Here is a 16791-nt window from a genome sequence, read left to right as displayed (position 1 = left end):
AGAAAGCGGGACGGGGTCACAGTCCCAGGGATTTACTGATGATGGTCTTCAGGACCTCGCTGGTGCCGCCGTAGATACGGGTCACCCGGGCGTCCGCGTACAGCCGCGCGATCGGTGATTCGAGGATGTAGCCGTAGCCGCCGTGCAGTTGGAGACAGCGGTCGACGACCCGGCCCTGTGTCTCGGTGCAGAACAGCTTGGTCCTGGCCGCGTCGACGGGGCTCAGGTCGCCGGCGACGAGTGCCGTGATCGCCGCGTCCAGCAAAGCCTGGGCCGCCGTCAACTCGGTATCCAGGGCGGCGAGTTCGAACTTCGTGTTCTGGAAGTGCGCGACCGGTTTCCCGAAGACGGTCCGGTCGCGTACGTAGGTGACGGTCAGGTCGATCGCGGCGCGGGCCTGGGCGACGGCGCCGACCGCGATGGCCAGCCGTTCCTGGGCCAGGTTGCGGCCGAGGAGGGCGAAGGCCGCGCCTTCCTCGCCGAGCAGGTTGGCGACGGGGACGCGGACGTCGGCGAAGGACAGCTCCACGGTGTCCTGGACCTGGAGGCCGATCTTCTCCAGCTTGCGCCCGACGGTGAACCCGGGCATGTCCTTCTCCACCACCAGCAGGGACAGCCCCGCGCGCCGGTTGTCCGGATCGGTGGCGGTGCGGGCCACGACGATCACCAGGTCGGCGTGGTGGCCGCCGGTGATGAACGTCTTCGCCCCGTCGAGGACGTAGTGGTCACCGTCGCGGACAGCTTTCGTCGCGACGCCGGCCAGGTCCGAGCCGGTGCCGGGTTCGCTCATCGCGACCGCGGTGTACAGCTCGCCCGAGGCCAGCCCCGGGAACCAGCGGGCCCGCTGCTCGGCGTTGGCCAGCCCCGTGAAGTACGGGACGACCACGTCGAGATGGGTGCGCAGGCCGCCCAGTGTCACGCCGGCGCGGGCGCACTCCTCCTGGATGACGACGTTGAAGCGGTAGTCGTCCTGCCCGCCTCCGCCGTACTCCTCGGGGATCGCCGTACCGATGATGCCGAGCTTGCCGAGTGCGGTGAACAGCTCACGGGGGACGAGTGCGGCGCGGCGCCAGTCCTCGTACACCGGGAGCACTTCGCGGGCGATGAAGTCACGGACCAGGAGACGGAAGTCCTCATGATCCTGTTCGAACAGGGTCCGGCGCATCGCAGCTCCTTCAGTGGACCCTATTCAGTATACGTAATTACCTTCCTCGGTCCAGAGCGATCAGGAAAGTGGCAGTACACAGCCGTACACGGTCACGCCTTGTCAGTGCCACCAGGGAATGAGTGCATCCAAATGCCGGCCCATCCGGTGGCGGGCGACCCCGGCGTCACCCTGCACGATCGCGTCGAGGATGCGCTGGTGCACGTGCTGGACCTCCTCGGCCGCCGTGTCACCGGGCAGCGGACGGTCGTGGCCGGAGGCATGGCGGCGGAACAGTTCGGTGATGATGGAGAGGAAGAGCGACAGCACCGGGTTGTCGGCCAGGGCGGCCAGTTCGGAGTGGAACAGGTCGGCCTTGCGGAGTTCGTCGGCCGGGCCCTCGGTGGGCCAGCGGACGGCCTTGGTGAGGCGTTCGACGACCTCGGTGTCGCCCCTGGCGTGCCGGGCGGTCACTCTGGCGATGATGCCGAGTTCGATGGCGTTGCGGACGATCCGCAGGTCGTCGGCCGTGACGCCCTGGTATTCGAGGAAGAGGGCCATCGTGTCGATGCTGGCCTGCGGTTCCGGCGCGGTGACGACCAGTCCGCCGCCGGGGCCCCGGCGCATCCGGGCGACCGAGTGGTACTCCAGGAGCCGGACGGCCTCCCGCAGCACGGCACGGCTGATGCCGTAGCGGGCCAGCAGGTCGGTCTCCGAGCCGAGCACCATGCCGATCTGCCAGCCGCGCGCCGCGATGTCGTCGTGGATCCGGGCGGCCACCACCTCGGCGAGCTTGGCCCGCAGACCCTCGGCGAGTTCGGGCTCGACCACGTTCCCCGCGATCCGCTGTCCGCGGTGCACCCGGTGCTTCTCGATCCAGGCGGCGACCGACTCCAGGTGGGCGGTGAGTTCGGTCTGCGCGCGGGCGCCGTCGTCGGCGATCACTGCCTCGACGACCGCGCGGTGGGCCCGGTGCGAGGTCTCCTTCGCCGCGTGCATCTCGGCCTTGGTGACCCGGCGGGAGGTGTGCGCGTACCGGGCGGTGAGGCGGGTGAGCACGTCGATGAACAGGTGCAGCACCGGGTTTCCGGAGAGCTGCCCGAGCACCGGGTGAAGGGGGTCCTGCGAGTGGACCGACGGGTCGTCCCAGTGGGCGAGTTCGCCTTCGAGCGTGGCGCGGAGGGTGGCGATGCCCTCTTCGGTGATGCGGTCCGCGGCGAGGCCCGCCGCGATCGGTTCGAGGAGCCGGCGGGCCTGGAGCAGGTCGGTGACGCTGGTGCCGACGTACTCGAGGTAGATCACCATGGCCCGGGTCGCCGGCCCCGCGTCGGGGGCGCAGACGATCAGGCCGCCGTTCGGGCCGCGCCGCATCCGGGCGACCTGGTGGTGCTCGACCAGGCGTACCGCCTCGCGCAGCACCGCACGGCTCACGCCCAGGCGCTCCCGCAGGTCCACCTCGGAGCCCAGGGACTCGCCGACGGGCCAGCCCTGGCGGATCACGGTCGCCTCGATGCGGTGCGCGGTCTGTGCGGCCAGCTTGCCGACCGGGACACCGGCCTCGCCGTCGGCGGGTTCGCGGTCGACGGCAGTCGCCATGGGGCCAACTCCTCAGCGGGGATATTGCGGATCCCCAGTCTATTCGTCGGTGGCGCGGGTGACGTGCGAGCCGGGTGCCGGACGCCGAGATCGGATCGGTGTTTCCCGTTGCGCTCCTGGTCTCTGGCGATAGGCCATCAGCACGGTTAGAGTACCCTCATTTCGAGATCGTGCGCGTGACGACGACGTTAAGGAGCCGGCAGCGATGCGACTGGAGTCCACCCCCGAACTCGAGGCGTTCCGGAGGAAGGTGCGGGCCTTCGTCGCCGAGCACGCGCCGGGCGTCAAGACCCACTCCGGTGTGCGCGCACCGGAACCCACGCTGATGCCGGCGATCCGGGAGTGGACCGCGAAGCTGTACGAGGCGGGCCTCCTGGGCATCGACTGGCCCGCCGAGTACGGCGGCCGGCCCGACGCCCATCCCCTCGAACCGTTCGTCGTCGCCGAGGAGATCGCCCTCGCCCGCACCTGGCCGCCCGTCGGCGCGGCCTCGCTGGCCTCGGGCGCCTTGCTCGACTTCGGCACCGACGAGCAGCGGGCACGTTTCCTGCCCCGCATCCGTGCCTGCGAGGACGTGTGGTGCCAGCTGTTCAGCGAGCCGGAGGCGGGGAGTGATCTGGCCTCGCTGCGGACCCGGGCGCGCCGGGAGGGCGGGGCCGACGACGACGGCGCCGTGTTCGTCGTCGACGGCCAGAAGGTGTGGACGACCAACGGTCAGCACGCCGACATGGGGTACCTGTTGGCGCGCACCGACGGTGACGCGCCCAAGCACAAGGGCATCACCGCGTTCGCGCTGGACATGCGCAGCCCGGGGGTCGACATCCGGCCGCTGCGCGAGATCACCGGGACCACCGACTTCAACGAGGTGTTCCTCGACGGCGTCCGGATTCCGGCCGCGAACGTCATCGGCCGGGTGAACGACGGCTGGCGGGTGGCGATGAGCAGCCTCGGGCGGGAGCGTTCCGGGGTGGCCGCGCGCGGCGCCGAGTTGTCCGCCGTACTGGACGACCTGGTGCGGCTCGCGGAGGAGACACCGGTCGGTGGCCGGCCCGCGCTGGAGGACTCCGCCACCCGGCAGACGATCGGGGAGCTGGCGGCGCGGGTGCAGGTGAACGCGGCGATGATCTCGCTGGCGCAGTCTCGGATGCTGCACGGTACGGAGGGGGTTGGGGATGCCCTGCTGGGCAAGATCTTCTTCAGTGAACTCAACCATGATCTGGCCGAGTTCGGGCTGCGCCTGCAGGGAACGGACGGGTTGCTCGTCGAGGGCGACGCGGGGGTTGTGGCGGGTGGGTGGTGGCAGGACGCGCATCTGTACGCGCGGGCGTACACCATTGCCGGCGGGGCCAACGAGGTTCTGCGGACGCAGGTCGCAGAGCGGGGGCTCGGGTTGCCCCGCTGAGCGTTGCGCTGGAAGGGCATCGATGGGTTGTCGATCGGCTGCAGCGCCGTCGTGGCTTGTCGCGCAGTTCCCCGCGAGCCTGAACGCAGCCCCTTACTGGGCGCCACTCGTCAGCGTCGCGCCCCTCTGGGTCACAACAGCTCGATGATCGTCGCGTTTGCCGTGCCGCCGCCCTCGCACATCGTCTGGAGGCCGTACCGCAGGCCCTGTTGGCGCATGCGGGCCAGCAGCCGGGTCATCAGGATGGCGCCCGAGCCGCCGAGGGGGTGGCCTACGCCGATCGCGCCGCCCAGGGGGTTGAGGCGTTCGGGGTCGGCGCCCGTCTCGGCCAGCCAGGCCAACGGGACGGGGGCGAACGCCTCGTTGACCTCGTAGACACCCATGTCCTCGATGGACAGCCCGGAGCGGCGCAGTACCTTCTCGGTCGCGGGGATCGGGCCCAGGAGCATGGTGATCGGGTCCGCGCCGCTCACCGCACCGGTGTGGTAGCGGGCGATCGGGGTGAGGCCTAGGTCGCGGGCGCGTTCCGGGGTGGTGATGAGCAGGGCGGCGGCGCCGTCGGAGATCTGGGAGGAGTTTCCGGCATGGATGACGCCGTCCTCCTTGAACGACGGCTTGAGCCCGGCCAGCGTGTCGGGGGTCGTGCCGCGTCGCAGGCCCTCGTCGACGGTGAACTTGGTGCCGTCGGCCTCGATCGGCACGATGTGGTCGTCGAAGACGCCCGAGTCGATCGCCGCTGCGGCCTTGGCGTGTGAGGCGGAGGCGAACTCGTCGAGCCGGTTGCGGCTCAACTTCCAGCGTTCGGCGATGAGTTCGGCTCCTGTGCCCTGGCTGAACTCGAAGCCGTCGTAGCGGGCGATGGCGGCCGGTCCGTACGGCTGTCCCGTGGTCCGGTGCGAGCCGAGCGGCACCCGGCTCATGGTCTCGACGCCGCCGGCCACCACCATGTCGTACTGGCCCGACATGACGGCGTGCGCGGCCTGGTCGACCGCCTGCTGACTGGAGCCGCAGGCCCGGTTGACCGTGACGGCCGGGACGTGTTCGGGCCAGCCGGCGGCGAGTACGGCGAACCGGCCGACGTTGCTGGACTGGTCGCCGATCTGGGTGACACAGCCCCAGACCACGTCGTCCACCGTGCCGGGGTCGATGCCGGTGCGCTCGACGAGGGCCTTGAGTACCTCGGCCGACAGATCGGCCGCGTGCACCGAGGCCAGCGAGCCGTTGCGCTTGCCGATCGGGGCGCGTACGGCGTCGACGATGACGGCGTCTCGCATGGGAAAGTCCTCTCAGTCGGTGGGGAGTTGCGCTGCGGCGCCACTGCCGAGCAGCGCGTCGACGCCGTCGACCTGCCAGTCCCTGAACACGGCGCGGGTGTCCGCGCCGACCGCGGGTGCGGTCGTCGCGGGGCGGGTCGGGGTGTCCGAGAAGCGGGGGGCGGCGGCCGGCTGGACGACACCGTCCGGTGCGGTCAGGGTGGAGCGGGCGGCCAGGTGGGGGTGAGCTGCCGCCTCGGTGAGGCTCAGGACGGGGGCCACGCAGGCGTCGGTGCCCTCGAACAGGGCCGCCCACTCGTCGCGGGTGCGCTCCGCGAACCGCTTTTCCAGCAGGTGTCGCAGCTGCGGCCAGGTCGAGCGGTCGTGCTGCCGGTCCGGGTCGACGCCCAGGTCGAGCAGCTCGACCAGACGCCGGTAGAACTTGCGCTCCAACGCGCCGACGGCCACATGGCGGCCGTCCCGGGTCGCGTACACGGCGTAGAAGGGCCAGCCTCCGTCGAAGCGGTTGACCCCGCGCTCGTCGCTCCACTCGCCGCGCCCGAGTTTGGCGAAGGTGCTGGCGAGAAGGTGGGAGGTGCCGTCGACGATGGCGGCGTCGACGACCTGGCCCCGGCCTGTGCGTGCGGCGGCGTGCAGGGCGGCCAGGACGCCGATCACCAGGTAGCAGCCGCCGCCCCCGAAGTCGCCGACGAGGTTGAGCGGGATGCGTGGCGGCCCGCCCGCCTCCCCGATCGCGCCGAGGGCGCCCGTCACCGCGATGTAGGTGATGTCGTGTCCGGCGGCGGCTGCCAGCGGGCCGTCCTGGCCCCAGCCGGTCATCCGGCCGTAGACCAGGCGGGCGTTGCGGGCCAGGCAGTCGTGCGGCCCGACGCCCAGCCGTTCGGTGACACCGGGGCGGAAGCCCTCGATCAACACGTCGGCGCGTTCGACGAGTTGGAGGAGCGCGGCGGCTCCGGCCGGTTGCTTCAGGTCGAGTACGACCGACCGTTTCCCCCGGTTGAGTACGTCCGCCGGTCCGCCCGCGTCCGGTTCGTCCGCCCGCCCGGGCCGGTCCACCCGGACGACCTCCGCCCCGAGGTCGGCGAGCAGCATCCCGGCGAACGGCCCCGGCCCGATGCCACCGAGTTCGACGACCCGGCAGCCGACGAGAGGTCCCGTCGTCATGGTCACCCTCTCCACTCAACTTAATTACGGACACTCATTTTAGGGCGGAGTGCGAGGTCTCAGCGGCCCTTCCAGACCGCCGCCCGCTTCTCGGCGAACGCGGCGGCCCCTTCGCGGGCGTCCTCCGACCGGAAGACGGGAGCGGCGATCTCGAACTGCCGCGCCCACCCCTCCTCCAGCGTCCAGTCCGGAGCGTGGCTCGCGATCTCCTTGGTGGCCGCGACGGCGAGCGGGCCGTTCGACGCGATCGTCGCGGCGAGGGCGAGCGCGCCGTCGAGGGCACCGCCCTCGTCGGTCAGCCGGTTGACGAGGCCGACCTCGGCCGCCCGTACCGCGCTGATCGGTTCGCCGGTCAGCAGCAGTTCGAGCGCGATGGCGTACGGGATGCGGCGCGGGAGGTGGAGGGCCGCGCCGGCGCGGGCGACCAGGGACCGTCGCACCTCGGGGACGCCGAGGCGCGCGGTGCGGGAGGCGACCACCAGGTCGCAGGCCAGCAGGAGTTCGAAGCCGCCGGCCAGGGCCCAGCCCTCGACCGCGGCGACCAGCGGTTTGCGCGGCGGTGTCAGGGTGATCCCGCACAGTCCGCGGCCCTCGATCGCGGGTGACTCGCCGCGCAGCCACGCCTTGAGGTCCATCCCGGCCGAGAACGTGTCGCCGGCTCCCGTGAGGACGCCCGCCCGCAACTCGTCCGACTCGTCGAGCTCGTCCACAGCCGCCGCCACGCCGGCGGCCACCCCGGCGTCCAGCGCGTTCTTCACCGCCGGGCGATTGATCGTGATGACCTGGACCGCGCCACGGCGCTCCACCAGCACCTCGTCGGACACGTCTACCTCCTCGAATCGTTCAACTGATCGCCGGTCACGGCGAATTGGGCCAGTTCATGGGCGACCATGCCGTCCAGGTCCCCGGCGGGCGGTGCCGGGAGGTCGACCGCGCGATCGCGGGTCGGCAGCAGGACGACGGCCGTACCGGGCGTGGTCACCTCACCGCGCTGGTTCTCGCAGCGCACCTCGATGTGCACCTCGGCCCGCCCGTCCACCCGCCGTTTGTCGGTGACCGTGCCGCGCACCCAGGTGGTGTCGCCGAGATAGTTGAACCTGCGGTGCTCGCAGCGCAGTTTCCACAGCCAGCCGTCGTCGCCGATCCAGTCGGTGAGCAGATGACACAGCCAGGTCTCGCGCATCCCGCCGTAGTCGTACGAGTTCGGCAGTCCGAGTTCCTTGGCCCGCTCGGGTTCCCAGTGCAGTCGCTGCACGGTGTCCGGCACGTTCAGCGGGTTCGGCGGATACAGTCCCGGGGCCTTGCGCCGGACGCGCGCGGCGATCCCGAAGGCCCCCGGCGGGGTGAGCTGCATACCCCAGCCCAGATGCCAGACGACCACGTCCGTGGTGGTGAGCGGCCCCTTCACCCGGGGCTGGAGCTCGTCGCCGATCTCCACGTCCTCCCAGAAGCGGGGTTCGGCGCCGCGCCGGGTCTCGGCCGCGTAGGCGGCGTCGATCTCGGCGAGTCGGCCGGCGGTGTAGGGCTCCTGCGCCAGGTGTTCCTTGGCCCGCTTCTTCGACGTGTGCCGTTCGGCGTTGATCCAGGTGCCCCGCCGCAGGGCGTGCATCTCACCCCGCCCGTTGGCGTAGAGGTAGTCGCGGACGACGTGTGCCGTGCGCCCGCCGAAGCTGCTGCGCTTGAGATGGACGCCCACCTGGGTCTGCAACACCCGGCACCGGTCGCCCAGTTGGAGCGGGCGCCACCACTCGAACTCCATCACCGCCTGGTAGGAACCGAGTCCGGCGAAGGGGTCGCCCTTCAGCAGTGCCTTGGTCTCCGGGTCCGGCTTCGGGGCAGCGTCCTCCCCCATCGTGTAGAGGAAGGTGGGCGGTGCGACGAGCGCGCCCCAGCGGGTCCGGGCCGCGTGCTCCGGGTCGCAGTACAGGGGGTTGTCGTCACCGTAGCCGTACGCGAAGTGGCGCACGCCGTCCCAGGTCACCTCGTAGTTGTGCGGGGGGTTGTGCTGCGGCTGGGGGACGCCCAGGCGGCGGCGGGAGCGCTCGACCGCCTCGTCGGTCAGTACGCCGAACCGCTCGGCGGGCTTCTCCCGCGTGCCCGTCTGTGTGTCCGTCTGTGTGTCCGTCTGTGTGTCCGTCCGGGGGCCGGTCATCGCTGTTCCTCCTTTACGCGCTCCTGCTGTGCGAGGCGGACGCGGACCAGTTCCAGCAGATCCACGCGGCTGACCTTGCTCGACGGGGTGCGGGGCAGCGCGTCGACGACGACGATGTGCGCCGGCACCTCGTACGGGGTGAGCCGGGAACGGCAGAGGGCCACGAGTTCGGCGGTGTCCGGAACGGGCAGGTCCGGCTCGGTCTCGACCGCCGCGACCGGCACCTCGCCGAGCCTCGGGTCCGGCAAGCCCGCGACGGCCGCCTCCCGGACGGCGGGGTGGGTCTCCAGGACGCGTTGGACGGTCTCCGGCTGCACCTTGAAGCCGCCGCGGATGATGGCGTCGTCCGCACGGCCCTCGATCCAGACGAACCCGTCGGCGTCGATCCGGGCGAGATCGCTGGTCCGCGTCCAGGCCCGGCCGCCCCGGGTGCTCTGCTCGGTGCGGACCTCCAGGCTGCCGGGCCTGCCGGCGGGCAGCTCGACTCCGTCCTCGCCGGTCACCCGCAGTTCGACACCGGCGAAGGCGCGTCCGGCGCTGCCCGCCTTCCGCTGCCACCACCGCTCGTGCAGCGGCAGCGTCCAGCCGGCCACCGCTCCGGCGAACTCGGTGGCTCCGTAGGTCATCAGGACGGGGATTCCGTACGTACGGAAGAACGCGTCGGCGAGTTCCGCCGGGCAGGGCGCGGTGCCGGAGGTGACGACCTGGAGGCTCGCCAGCCGCTCCTTCGGGACACCCGCGTCGAGTACGGCGCGGATGGCTGCCGGTACCAGGCTCGCCGCGCGCAGCCGGTGGCGCTCCACGGCGTCCACCCAGGGGTCGACGGCGAACCGGGGCATGAGAAGCATGCGGCGCCCGGTGGCGAGACAGGCGAGCGCCCGCCACAGGCCGCTGATGTGCACGAGCGGGGTGGCCACGAGCGCCGCCGACCTCGACAGCAGCCGTGTGTCCTTCGGGGTCTGGCCGCCGGAGACGAGGGCCTGGTCCAGCTGTCCGATGCGCAGGTGTACGCGTTTCGGTGGGCCGGTGGTACCCGAGGTCAGCATCTCCACGGCGACGTCGGGGCCGGCTGTGGGTGCCCCGGGGGACGGGGTGCCGCCCGCGATCCTGATGGTGCCGTCGGTGCCGGCCTCCAGGGCCGCGCCGCGACCGGTCACCGTGCTCAACACGCCCTCGCGGGACAGGACTTCGGCGCCGGCGACGAGGACGGGCGGCTCACAGCGCGCGATGTCGGCGGCGAGGCGCGCCGCGGGCTGCAAGGGGCTCAGCATCACCAGACAGCGCCCGGAGGCGATCACCGCGGCGACCACGGCCACGTGCTCGGGCCGGTTCTCCAGGACGACACCGACGCGGCCACCGGCGGGCAGCCCCAGCGCGTCGAGCACGTCGCCGACATCACGCGCGGTCTCCTGGATCTGCCCCCAGGTCCACCAGTCGCCCTCGTACTCGATCGCCTCGGCGTTGGCCGGGGCCTCGGTCAGCAGCCGGGACAGGCGGTCGCGAATTCCCACGGGAGGAGCCCTTTCGTCACCAGACCAGAGCTATAAAGTACACTTAATTGATGAGGGGTAGGTCAACGATCGCCACAATTGCCGTCCGAAGTGACGAGAACCATGTGATTCAGTGACCTGAACTTGCGTCACAGAGGTCACAGACGCCGTGCCGGGGGGCCGTTCCGGATTCCGACCAGGTCCGCCAGTCGGGCGCGGTGCGTCGCCGGGCTGCCGAAGAGCTGCTCGGACGACTTCGCGCGCTTCAGGTACAGATGTGCGTCGTGTTCCCACGTGTAGCCGATGCCACCGTGGATCTGGATGTTCTCCTTGGCGGCATGGGTGAAGGCGTTCGCGCAGTACGCGGCGGCGAGCGCGGCGGACACCGGCAGTTCGTCCGGTTCCCCGGCCGCCACGGACATCGCGCGGTAGGCCGCCGAGCGGGCGGCCTCGACCTGGAGCAGCATGTCGGCGCACTTGTGCTTGACCGCCTGGAACGACCCGATGGGGCGGCCGAACTGAACCCGGACCTTCGCGTACTCCACCGCGGCGTCCAGACAGGCCTGCGCCCCGCCGACCTGCTCGGCGGCGAGCGCGACGGCCACGAGGTCGACGACGGCCCGCAGATACTCCGTGGCGTCCCCCTCCGGGCCGACCCGCGCCGCGGTCACCCCGTCGAGGTCGATCCGCGCCAGGCGCCGCGTCGGGTCGAGTGTCTCCAGCCGGGTACGGGTCACCCCGGGCGCGTTGCCGTCCACGGCGAACAGGCCGGGACCCGTGTCGGCGCGGGCGGCGATGAGCAGCAGGTCGGCGCTGTGGCCGTCGATCACGAACATCTTCGTGCCCGACACCCGCCAGCCCGTGTCGCCCTTTTCGTCGCGCGTCGCCGAGGCAGCCACGTCCTCGACGCGCCACGACCCGCCGGCCTCTGCCAGCGCCAGGGTGCCGGTCAGCGAACCGTCGGCGATCGCGGGCAGCCAGCGCGCCTTCGCGGTGTCGTCGCCGGACGCGGTGAGGGCCTGGCCGGCGAGGGCCACGGTGGCGAAGTACGGGGAGGGCAGCAGGACCCGCCCCAGCTCCTCCAGGACGATCCCCAACTCGACCGGGCCGCCGCCGAAACCGCCGCACTCCTCCGGCAACGCGATTCCGTGCAGGCCGAGTTGGGCCGCCATCTGCCGCCAGAGCACCGGGTCGTGGCCCTCCTCCGACTCCATCGAGCGGCGCACCGCCTCGCTCGGTGCCTTGTCCGCGAGGAAGCGGCGCAGCGTCGAACGAAGCGCCTCGTGCTCCTCGGTGAAGGTGGTGAAGGTGTTTGGGATCGGTGCCACGTACGTCGTGTCCTTCTCTGTCACTGAGGTGTTTTCGACCGCAGGTAGGAGGCGAAGTCCGGCATCCGGGCGCGGTCCACGATCTCGATGCGCAGGCCGGAGGGAGCCAGGTGGTAGGCGAAGATCGACGGTTCTCCGTCGATCACGGCGCAGGCCTCCAGGGCGAAGCCCGCCTCCGCCAGCCGTTTCGACGTCGTCGGGACGTCGTCGCAGAAGTAGCCGAGGTGATGCGTGGCGATGTGCTCGGCCGCGGTCCACGGTGTCCCGGGGATCTCCTGGACGAGTTCGATGTGCGGGGCGTCGAGCGAGTACGCGAAGCGCAGGGGCAGTACCCGTTCGCCGTCGGCGAGGCGGACCGGCAGTTCGGCGTACATGGTCTCGGTCCACCGGTAGCCGGCGACCTCGGTCATCCGGCTCTTCCACTCGTCGACGTCCGGGACCACGATCCCCGTGTGGTAGAGGTCGGCCGCGCTGAGCGGACGGTCCGTAGCGGCGCTCACCAGGTGAGCCGGAGCTGCTTGATGCCGTACATGTTGCCGTGCGCCTCGATGTCCTGGCCGGGCTCGACCTCGTAGTCGGGGATGCGCCGGTGCCATTCCTCAATGGCCACGTTGAGTTCGAGGCGGGCGAGGTGCGAGCCGAGGCAGCGGTGGGGGCCCGAGCCGAAGGCGATGTGGTTGGTGGTGTCCCGGTGCAGGTCCACTTCCAGGGGGTTGTCGTACCGGCCGGGGTCGCGGTTGGTGACCGCGACCGGGAGCATCACCATGTCGCCGGCGCGGACCGGGCAGCCGCCGATCTCGACGTCCCGCGTCGCCTTGCGGGCCGGGACGACGGGCGAGTAGACGCGCAGGATCTCCTCCACGGCGGTGGAGATGAGCGAGGGGTCGGCGACGATCGCCGCACGCTGCTCGGGGTGCGTGGCGAAGTGGTAGAGCGCCCAGCCGACAGAGATCGGGACGGTGTCGAAGCCCGCCTGGAAGAACAGGACACAGAACGCGTGCATGTCCCTGTCGCTGATCTTCTCACCGTCGATCGTCCAGGTCATCGCACGTGACAGCAGGTCGTCGCGCGGGGACTCACGGCGCAGGGCGATCTGCTCGTCGAAGTAGTCGGACACGGCGTTCATGGCCGCCAACTGCCGCTGCCCGTCCGGGTCTTCGCCGTAGGTCAGATGCAGCAGGTCGTGTGTCCAGTGAAGGAACTGGCCGAGGTCCTCCTCGGGCAGCCCCATCAGGTCCATGAAGATCCGGGTCGGGAACTGGCGGGCGAAGGCGTCGAGGACGTCGGCGCTTCCGGCGTCCTTCAGTCCGTCGATCAGGCCGCCGGCGATCCTCCGGATCTTCGGTTCGTCGGCGGCGGCGGCCTTCGGGGAGAAGTGCTTGCCCAACAGCCGTCGCCACTCGGTGTGCTGGGGCGGGTCCAGCATCTCCGGGATCCACAGGAACCGCGGATTCGGGTTGAGCACCGTCACCGACTCGCTGGAGAAGGTCCGCCAGTCCTGGAGCGCCCGCTGGATCGCCTCGCTCTCGGTGACGACCCAGTAGCCTTGCGCGATGGTGCTCCGGAACCCGGAGTGGGTGACGGCGAGTTCGTCCCAGCGCTGTTGATGGCTGAGCACCGGTCCGCCGAGCCGGTTGTCGAAGTGGTAGGCGGGGACTCCCTCGTGGGTTCCCTCGGGTTCGAGTGTCGTGCTCATCCCGGCTCCTCTCGTCGTACGTTCGTCACGTCGTCCGCCGTCACGCCGTACGGGGGTCATGTCGTACGAGGTCACGTCCTACGGGGTCGTCTCGTACAGGGGTCACGTCGCCGCGCCATCGATCTTGAGCGCGATGAGCTCCTCCTCGCCGATGCCGAGCGAGCGCAGGACGTCGTCGGTGTGCTCAGCGAACAGGGGCGCCCGGGTAAGGGTGGCCGGGGTCTCGTCGAACTGGACCGGGTTCGCGACCAGTTCACGGTCGACCCCCTCGGCGTCCACCACGGGGGCGATGAGACCGTTGGCGCGCAGCGCCGGATCCTGGCCGACCTCCCAGGCACTCTGCACGGCCGCCCACTGGCCCTCGCCCCGGGAGAGGATCTCCACCCACTCGTCGTACGGGCGGGACTCGATGAGCCCGGCGACGATCTCGGCGGCCTCGCCGGCGTTCGCCATCAACTTCTCGGTGCTGTCGAAGCGTTCGTCGAGGGCGAGTTCCTCGCGGCCGGCCAGCGTGCAGAACTCGGCCCAGTACCGGCCGGGTTGCAGCATCGACAGTTCGATCCAGCGGCCGTCCGAGCTGCGGTAGGCCCCGATGAGGGGGTTGGTGGCCGAGCCGTACCGGGGTTGGATGTTCACCGGGAGCGGGCCGCCGTTCATCAGCGCCATGTTGACCGTGAACTGTGTCGCCCAGGCGCCCACGCCGAGCAACGACACGTCCACGACGGACGGTTCGCCGGTCGTGGCGCGGGAGTAGAGAGCGGCGGCGATGCCTCCGGCGATGGTCATGCCGCCGATCGCGTCGCCGTAGGCACCGGCGGGCATCCGGATCATCCGCTCCGCGCCGGCCGGGGTGACACCGGCGCCGCTGCCGCCGCGCGCCCAGAAGGCCGTGCTGTCGTAGCCGCCCTTGCGCGCCTCCTCGCCACGGGCGCCGAAGCCGCTGCCCCGGACGTAGATGATGTCCGGGTTGACCGCCCGGACGTCCTCGACATCGATGCGCAGCTTCGCCCGTGCGTCGGGCAGGAAGTTCGTGAGGAACACGTCGCTGTCGCGGATGAGTTCGTCCAGCACGCGCCGCGCGGACGGTTTCTCCAGGGCGAGACCGACGCTGCGTTTCCCGCGGTTGGGACCTTCCACGATCGGGAAGAACGACGAATCCTTGCTGACGGCGTCGTACCCGAGCACCCGCACCAGGCCGCGCTGGCCGTCGCCCCGTTCGGCGTGCTCGATCTTGATCACGTCGGCACCCCAGTCCGCGAGGACGGCACCCGCCGCCGGGACGAAGGTGAACTGTGCGACCTCGAGAACCCGCACACCTTCCATGGGCCTCTGCATCGGACCAACTCCTCCGAGCCTGAACGCTCCTGAAACGCTATTGCGCATACCCAACCAACGAAGAACGCGCTCCAGTATGGACCGAGGGCCATAAAAAGTATACTGTTTTCGTCATGCTGGATTTCTCGATCGAACCCGATTTCCAGGCCAAGCTGGACTGGGCGACGACCTTCGTACGTGAGGAGGTCGAGCCGCTCGACCTCCTGTTCCCGCACGGGGGCGACCCGTACGACACCCGCAACGAGAAGGCCCGTGCGATCCTGCGGCCGCTGCAGGACAAGGTCCGGGCGCAGGGCCTCTGGGCCTGCCATCTCGGCCCCGAACTGGGCGGCGCGGGGTACGGACAGGTCAGGCTCGCGTACCTCAACGAGATCCTCGGCCGCTCCTACTGGGCCCCGACGGTCTTCGGCACCGCCGCCCCGGACACCGGCAACGCCGAGATCCTCGCCATGTTCGGCACCGAGGAGCAGAAGGCCCGCTATCTGCGGCCGTTGCTCGACGGGGACATCGTCTCCACCTTCTCGATGACCGAACCGCAGGCGGGCGCCGACCCCAAGGAGTTCGTCTGCCATGCCCGGCGCGACGGGGAGGACTGGGTGATCGACGGCGAGAAGTGGTTCTCGTCCAACGCCCGTTACGCCGCGTTCCTCATCGTCATGGCCGTGACCGACCCGGACGCGCCGCCGCACGCCCGCATGTCGATGTTCATCGTGCCCGCCGAGACGCCGGGCATCGAGATCAAGCGCAACGTCGGCACCATGGACGAACGCGACAACCTCGACGAGGGCATCCACGCCTACATCCGCTACGACCAGGTCCGGGTCCCGCTCGACGCCATGCTCGGCGGCCCGGGCGAGGGCTTCAAGGTCGCCCAGGCACGCCTCGGCGGCGGCCGGGTGCATCACGCGATGCGTACGGTGGGCAAGTGCACGCGCGCCTTCGACATGATGTGCGAACGGGCGTTGTCCCGGCGTACACAGGGCACCCTGCTCTCGGAGAAGCAGGCGGTGCAGCAGTTCATCGCGGACTCCTGGGTGGAGTTGCAGCAGTTCCGGCTGCTCGTGCTGCACACCGCCTGGCTCATCGACACCCAGCCGCACGGCGCGGCCCGCACCCAGATCGCGATGTGCAAGGTCCAGACGGCCAAGGTGCTGCACGACATCATCCAGCGGGCCCTGCATGTGCACGGTTCGCTCGGCACGACCAACGAACTGCCGCTCGCCAAGTGGTGGATGGCCGCGCCGAACCTCGCCCTCGCCGACGGCCCCACCGAGGTGCACCGCACCACGATCGCCAAGCGGCTGCTGAGGAACTACCGGCCGGCGGAGGGCCTGTTCCCGAGCGAGCACATCCCGCCGAAGCTGGAGTCCGCGCGCAAGCGGTACGCGCACATCGTCGAGGACGACAGCCTCAAGGGCCGGGCGGACGTATGAGTGGGTCCCGCGATGCCAAGTCCATCGCCCCGGCCGACCTGTTCGACCTGTCCGGCAAGGTCGCGCTCGTCACCGGCGGCAGCCGGGGTCTGGGGCGCGAGATGGTGCGGGCGTTCGCCGCCGCCGGTGCGGATGTGGTGATCGCCAGTCGCAAGGCCGACGCCTGCGAGGCGGTTGCCGCGGAGGTACGCGGCCTGGGCCGGCGCGCGCTGCCGGTCGCCGCGCACGTGGGGCACTGGGACGACCTCGGGCGACTCGCCGATGCGGCGTACGAGGAGTTCGGGAAGGTCGACGTCCTCGTCAACAACGCGGGGATGTCGCCGTTGGCGCCCTCGTCGGCGGAGACCAGCGAGGAGTTGTTCGACAAGGTGATCGGGGTCAACTTCAAGGGGCCGTTCCGGCTCGCCTCGCTGATCGGGGAGCGGATGGCGGCGGGGGACGGCGGCTCGATCATCAACGTCTCGTCGTCGGGGGCCTTGTTCCCGCAGCCGCGGTTCGGTCCCTATGCCGGTGCGAAGGCCGCGTTGAACGCGTTGACGACTGTGTTCGCTCTGGAGTACGGGCCTGCCGTGCGCGTCAACACGATCTCGGCCGGGCCTTTTCTGACCGACATCTCCAAGGCCTGGTCGGCGGAGAAGCGGGAGAGTACGCGTAGTGCGGTGGGGCGGCCCGGGCGGCCGGAGGAGATCATCAGTACGGCGCTCTATCTGGCCAGCGACGCGTCCAGTTATACGACCGGGGCGCTGATTCGGGTGGATGGCGGGCTGTACTAGGTCC

General features: G+C 70.6%; 14 protein-coding genes. 3 read left to right on the top strand and 11 right to left on the bottom strand.

Features of this window, described 5'->3' with window-relative positions:
* Positions 1 to 16: 16 nt before the first annotated feature.
* Positions 17 to 1165, bottom strand: a complete 1149-nt coding sequence (locus tag ACW4TU_RS38710; protein WP_457421134.1) for an acyl-CoA dehydrogenase family protein — start codon at positions 1163 to 1165, stop codon at positions 17 to 19.
* A gap of 102 nt (positions 1166 to 1267) precedes the next feature.
* Positions 1268 to 2740 carry a FadR/GntR family transcriptional regulator gene (locus ACW4TU_RS38705; RefSeq protein ID WP_457421132.1) on the bottom strand — a complete coding sequence of 491 codons (1473 nt, stop codon included), beginning with the start codon at positions 2738 to 2740 and terminating at the stop codon, positions 1268 to 1270.
* Between the two features lie 205 nt (positions 2741 to 2945).
* Here ACW4TU_RS38705 and ACW4TU_RS38700 point away from each other — a divergent pair, with 205 nt between their 5' ends.
* Entirely contained in the window at positions 2946 to 4142 is a 1197-nt protein-coding gene (locus ACW4TU_RS38700) for an acyl-CoA dehydrogenase family protein (RefSeq protein ID WP_457421130.1), read from the top strand.
* 131 nt (positions 4143 to 4273) lie between these two features.
* Here the strand turns inward: ACW4TU_RS38700 and ACW4TU_RS38695 are convergent, their stop codons facing one another.
* From ACW4TU_RS38695 to ACW4TU_RS38655, 9 genes are all read right to left on the bottom strand, one after another.
* A complete protein-coding gene (locus ACW4TU_RS38695; RefSeq protein ID WP_457421128.1) occupies positions 4274 to 5416 on the bottom strand; it encodes a thiolase family protein in 1143 nt (380 codons plus the stop codon).
* 12 nt (positions 5417 to 5428) lie between these two features.
* The gene (locus ACW4TU_RS38690; RefSeq protein ID WP_457421126.1) at positions 5429 to 6580 is read right to left on the bottom strand and encodes a CaiB/BaiF CoA transferase family protein; all 1152 of its coding nucleotides are present in this window, start codon (positions 6578 to 6580) and stop codon (positions 5429 to 5431) included.
* A gap of 59 nt (positions 6581 to 6639) precedes the next feature.
* Positions 6640 to 7404, bottom strand: a complete 765-nt coding sequence (locus ACW4TU_RS38685; protein ID WP_457421124.1) for a crotonase/enoyl-CoA hydratase family protein — start codon at positions 7402 to 7404, stop codon at positions 6640 to 6642.
* Positions 7405 to 7406: 2 nt separating this feature from the next.
* Complete coding sequence (locus ACW4TU_RS38680; protein WP_457421122.1) at positions 7407 to 8732, bottom strand: FAS1-like dehydratase domain-containing protein; 1326 nt, start codon at positions 8730 to 8732, stop codon at positions 7407 to 7409.
* Positions 8729 to 10243, bottom strand: coding sequence for a class I adenylate-forming enzyme family protein (locus ACW4TU_RS38675; RefSeq protein WP_457421120.1), 1515 nt, complete (start codon positions 10241 to 10243; stop codon positions 8729 to 8731). Before ACW4TU_RS38675 ends, ACW4TU_RS38680 begins: the two co-directional genes overlap by 4 nt.
* 137 nt (positions 10244 to 10380) lie before the next feature.
* The gene (locus tag ACW4TU_RS38670; RefSeq protein ID WP_457421118.1) at positions 10381 to 11550 is read right to left on the bottom strand and encodes an acyl-CoA dehydrogenase family protein; all 1170 of its coding nucleotides are present in this window, start codon (positions 11548 to 11550) and stop codon (positions 10381 to 10383) included.
* Positions 11551 to 11570: 20 nt separating this feature from the next.
* Positions 11571 to 12050, bottom strand: coding sequence for a VOC family protein (locus tag ACW4TU_RS38665; protein WP_457421116.1), 480 nt, complete (start codon positions 12048 to 12050; stop codon positions 11571 to 11573).
* Positions 12047 to 13246: a cytochrome P450 gene (locus ACW4TU_RS38660; protein WP_457421114.1), complete on the bottom strand. Its 1200-nt coding sequence runs from the start codon at positions 13244 to 13246 to the stop codon at positions 12047 to 12049. Before ACW4TU_RS38660 ends, ACW4TU_RS38665 begins: the two co-directional genes overlap by 4 nt.
* A 102-nt stretch (positions 13247 to 13348) precedes the next feature.
* On the bottom strand, positions 13349 to 14581 hold the full coding sequence (locus tag ACW4TU_RS38655) for a CaiB/BaiF CoA transferase family protein (RefSeq protein ID WP_457421112.1): 1233 nt from the start codon (positions 14579 to 14581) through the stop codon (positions 13349 to 13351).
* Between the two features lie 113 nt (positions 14582 to 14694).
* Between ACW4TU_RS38655 and ACW4TU_RS38650 the strand changes: the two genes are divergently transcribed.
* Together ACW4TU_RS38650 and ACW4TU_RS38645 are read left to right on the top strand one after the other, a co-directional pair.
* On the top strand, positions 14695 to 16014 hold the full coding sequence (locus tag ACW4TU_RS38650; protein WP_457421110.1) for an acyl-CoA dehydrogenase family protein: 1320 nt from the start codon (positions 14695 to 14697) through the stop codon (positions 16012 to 16014).
* Complete coding sequence (locus ACW4TU_RS38645) at positions 16011 to 16787, top strand: SDR family NAD(P)-dependent oxidoreductase (protein WP_457421108.1); 777 nt, start codon at positions 16011 to 16013, stop codon at positions 16785 to 16787. Before ACW4TU_RS38650 ends, ACW4TU_RS38645 begins: the two co-directional genes overlap by 4 nt.
* The last annotated feature ends 4 nt before the right edge of the window (positions 16788 to 16791 follow it).

The organism is Streptomyces kryoterrae (genome assembly GCF_054072135.1).
This window is presented reverse-complemented; position numbering and strand designations above follow the sequence as displayed.

Coding starts and splice junctions, on each gene's coding strand:
- ACW4TU_RS38700 (WP_457421130.1), top strand. CDS start 2,946: ATGCGACTGGAGTCCACCCCCGAACTCGAGGCGTTCCGGAGGAAGGTG.
- ACW4TU_RS38710 (WP_457421134.1), bottom strand. CDS start 1,165: ATGCGCCGGACCCTGTTCGAACAGGATCATGAGGACTTCCGTCTCCTG.
- ACW4TU_RS38655 (WP_457421112.1), bottom strand. CDS start 14,581: ATGCAGAGGCCCATGGAAGGTGTGCGGGTTCTCGAGGTCGCACAGTTC.
- ACW4TU_RS38705 (WP_457421132.1), bottom strand. CDS start 2,740: ATGGCGACTGCCGTCGACCGCGAACCCGCCGACGGCGAGGCCGGTGTC.
- ACW4TU_RS38695 (WP_457421128.1), bottom strand. CDS start 5,416: ATGCGAGACGCCGTCATCGTCGACGCCGTACGCGCCCCGATCGGCAAG.
- ACW4TU_RS38680 (WP_457421122.1), bottom strand. CDS start 8,732: ATGACCGGCCCCCGGACGGACACACAGACGGACACACAGACGGACACA.
- ACW4TU_RS38660 (WP_457421114.1), bottom strand. CDS start 13,246: ATGAGCACGACACTCGAACCCGAGGGAACCCACGAGGGAGTCCCCGCC.
- ACW4TU_RS38650 (WP_457421110.1), top strand. CDS start 14,695: ATGCTGGATTTCTCGATCGAACCCGATTTCCAGGCCAAGCTGGACTGG.
- ACW4TU_RS38690 (WP_457421126.1), bottom strand. CDS start 6,580: ATGACGACGGGACCTCTCGTCGGCTGCCGGGTCGTCGAACTCGGTGGC.
- ACW4TU_RS38645 (WP_457421108.1), top strand. CDS start 16,011: ATGAGTGGGTCCCGCGATGCCAAGTCCATCGCCCCGGCCGACCTGTTC.